The sequence below is a fragment of the Streptomyces solincola genome, assembly GCF_002982015.1.
GTDB classification, from domain to species: Bacteria; Actinomycetota; Actinomycetes; order Streptomycetales; family Streptomycetaceae; genus Streptomyces; species Streptomyces solincola.
This window is the reverse complement of sequence record NZ_PVLV01000618.1, coordinates 1-2,992: the sequence shown is the minus strand read 5'-3', so window position 1 is coordinate 2,992 and position 2,992 is coordinate 1. Positions and strand designations below refer to the sequence as shown.

The 2,992-nt window shown below is 73.5% G+C and carries 4 protein-coding genes; 2 read left to right on the top strand and 2 right to left on the bottom strand.

Annotated elements, in window-relative coordinates:
- The first annotated feature begins 17 nt into the window (after positions 1-17).
- Together C6N75_RS28285 and C6N75_RS28280 are read left to right on the top strand one after the other, a co-directional pair.
- Positions 18-551: a GNAT family N-acetyltransferase gene (locus tag C6N75_RS28285; RefSeq protein WP_105871698.1), complete on the top strand. Its 534-nt coding sequence runs from the start codon at positions 18-20 to the stop codon at positions 549-551.
- A gap of 137 nt (positions 552-688) precedes the next feature.
- On the top strand, positions 689-886 hold the full coding sequence (locus C6N75_RS28280; protein ID WP_105871697.1) for a hypothetical protein: 198 nt from the start codon (positions 689-691) through the stop codon (positions 884-886).
- A gap of 53 nt (positions 887-939) precedes the next feature.
- Here C6N75_RS28280 and C6N75_RS28275 read toward each other — a convergent pair whose 3' ends face one another.
- Complete coding sequence (locus C6N75_RS28275; RefSeq protein WP_105871696.1) at positions 940-2,610, bottom strand: DNA repair helicase XPB; 1,671 nt, start codon at positions 2,608-2,610, stop codon at positions 940-942.
- A 103-nt stretch (positions 2,611-2,713) separates the two neighbouring features.
- A partial coding sequence (locus tag C6N75_RS28270; RefSeq protein WP_146132701.1) for a WYL domain-containing protein occupies positions 2,714-2,992 on the bottom strand: 279 nt, incomplete at its 5' end.

The following is a 2,992-nucleotide window of genomic DNA, read 5'->3' as shown; positions in this document are numbered from 1 at the left end:
GCCTAGGCTCCCCACCCATGCCCCCCGACCTGCGCATCCGCCCCGCCGACCGCTCCGACGCGCCCGCCGTCCTCGCCCTCATGGACGGCGCCATCCGCTGGATGAACGCCCGCGGCAACACCGAGCAGTGGGGCACCGTCCCGCTCTCCGAGCGGCCCGAGGGCCCGGCCCGCATCGAGCGCTACACCACCGAGCAGACCCCCTACCTCGCCGAGCTGGCCGGCGTGCCCGTCGGGGCGCTCGTCCTGCACACCGGGCCCAGCCCCGACCTCCCCGTCCCCCCGGCCGGCGAGCCCGAGCGCTACGTGCGCCTCCTGGTCACCGACCGCGACCACGCCGGCCTCGGCATCGGCGCCGCCCTCCTCGCCCACGCCGCCGAGGAGACCCGCCGCGCCGGCATACGCCTGCTGCGCGTGGACTGCTGGGCCGGCGCCGACGGCGCGCTCGTCGCCTACTACCAGCGCAACGGCTTCACCCCCACCACCGCCTTCCGGGCCGGCCCGGAAGGCGCCTGGCCCGGCCGGCTGCTGGAGCGCCGGCTGACCCCCTAGGGGATACGACCTACGGGGCGGGAGCAGGCTCGTAGCACCGCAGACGGACGGCGGCCACCCGGAGTCGTACGGACGGGTGGCGGCGGTTCGGTCGCAGGACCGATGTGGACGGCGGAACCGGTGTCCACCATGGAGGCATGACCACAGCAGCCTTCACCACCCCGCAGACCGACCCGCCGCCGGGCCGCTCCGGAGCGACCGCGCTCGGAGCCGTGCCGCACCCCGCCCACCGCCTCGGCAACGCGCTGCGCGCGCTCAAGGTCTTCGCCGAGGCGGCGTTCGGGGTCGTGGTGCTCGGGGAGTACGGCCAGGACACCGGCGTACGCCGCCGCTGACCGCCCCGCCCGCCCCGCCCCGCATCCCTCACGTACCGCTCAGGCCGTGTCCCTCACGTACCGCTCAGGTCCACGTCCTGGTCGCCGCCGGAGACCAGCTCGCTCGCGTCCACGATCCGGTAGGCGTACCCCTGCTCGGCCAGGAACCGCTGGCGGTGCGCCGCGAAGTCCTGGTCGATGGTGTCCCGGGCGACCACCGAGTAGAACCGCGCCTCGTGCCCGTCCGCCTTCGGCCGCAGCACCCGCCCCAGCCGCTGGGCCTCCTCCTGGCGCGAGCCGAAGGTGCCCGACACCTGGATGGCGACCGTCGCCTCCGGCAGGTCGATGGAGAAGTTGGCGACCTTGGAGACGACCAGCACGCTGATCTCGCCGTTGCGGAAGGCGTCGAACAGCTTCTCCCGCTGCGCGTTGCTCGTCTCCCCCTTGATCACGGGTGCGCCCAGGTGCTCGCCCAGCTCGTCCAACTGGTCGATGTACTGGCCGATGACCAGCGTCTGCTGCCCCCGGTGCCGGGCCACCAGCGCCTCGGTCACCTTCCGCTTGGTCGCGGTGGTGGCGCAGAAGCGGTACTTCTCCTCCGTCTCCGCGGTGGCGTACGCCAGCCGCTCGGACTCGGTCAGGTCGACCCGCACCTCCACGCAGTCGGCGGGCGCGATGTACCCCTGCGCCTCGATCTCCTTCCACGGCGCGTCGAACCGCTTCGGCCCGATCAGCGAGAAGACGTCCGACTCGCGGCCGTCCTCCCGCACCAGCGTCGCCGTCAGCCCGAGCCGCCGCCGGGCCTGAAGGTCGGCGGTGAACTTGAACACCGGGGCGGGCAGCAGGTGCACCTCGTCGTAGACGATCAGGCCCCAGTCCCGCGAGTCGAACAGCTCCAGATGCGGGTAGACGCCCTTCCGCCGGGTCGTCAGCACCTGGTACGTGGCGATGGTGACCGGCCGGATCTCCTTCCTGGTCCCGCTGTACTCGCCGATCTCGTCCTCGGTCAGCGAGGTCCGCTTCACCAGCTCGTGCTTCCACTGCCGCGCCGAGACGGTGTTGGTGACCAGGATCAGCGTGGTCGCCTTGGCCTCCGCCATCGCGCCCGCGCCCACCAGCGTCTTGCCCGCGCCGCACGGCAGCACCACCACGCCCGAACCGCCGTGCCAGAAGCCGTCCACCGCCTGCCGCTGGTAGGGCCGCAGCGCCCAGCCGTCCTCGGCCAGGTCGATCCGGTGCGCCTCGCCGTCCACGTACCCGGCGAGGTCCTCGGCCGGCCAGCCCAGCCTGAGCAGCGTCTGCTTGATCTGCCCGCGCTCGGAGGGGTGCACGGCGACGGTGTCCGGGTCGATCCGGGCGCCCACCAGCGGCTGCACCTTCTTCGACCGCAGGATCTCCTCCAGCACCGGCCGGTCGGTCGTCGTGAGCACCAGCCCGTGCACCGGGTGCTTGGACAGCGACAGCCGCCCGTAGCGGGCCATCGTCTCGGCCACGTCCACCAGCAGCGCGTGCGGCACCGGGTAGCGGGAGAACTCCACCAGGGCGTCCACCACCTGCTCGGCGTCGTGCCCGGCCGCCCGCGCGTTCCACAGCCCCAGCGGGGTGACCCGGTAGGTGTGGATGTGCTCGGGCGCCCGCTCCAGCTCGGCGAACGGCGCGATGGCCCGACGGCAGGCGTCCGCCCGCTCGTGGTCCACTTCCAGCAGCAGCGTCTTGTCACTCTGGACGATCAGCGGTCCGTTCACGCCTCACCCTTTCCCACCGGCCTCGGTACGCGGCCAAACAACCAGTGTCGCGCATCGGCGGCGAAAGGGAAGCGGCGTGACGTGCGGGGGGCGGGAGGGGGCGTCAGTCGGCGTCCTCCGCCAGTTCCGCGACGCCGGTGACGCGGTGCAGGGGATAGGTGCGGACCTCGTCGGCGGTGTGGTCGTAGGCGGTGACGAAGCCGCCCTCGACGCGGACCGGGGCGATGACGCGCTGGCTGGCGGCGCCGTCGGCGTTGACGTAGCCGATCCAGACGGCGGAGCCGGTGAGGGCGGCGGCCTGGACGGTGGCGAGGGTCTCGGCGGAGGACGTGCGCGGCAGGGCGCCGCCGTCGGGGCGGGGGGCGGCCTGCCGCGCACGTCC

Coding starts and splice junctions, on each gene's coding strand:
- C6N75_RS28285 (WP_105871698.1), top strand. CDS start 18: ATGCCCCCCGACCTGCGCATCCGCCCCGCCGACCGCTCCGACGCGCCC.
- C6N75_RS28280 (WP_105871697.1), top strand. CDS start 689: ATGACCACAGCAGCCTTCACCACCCCGCAGACCGACCCGCCGCCGGGC.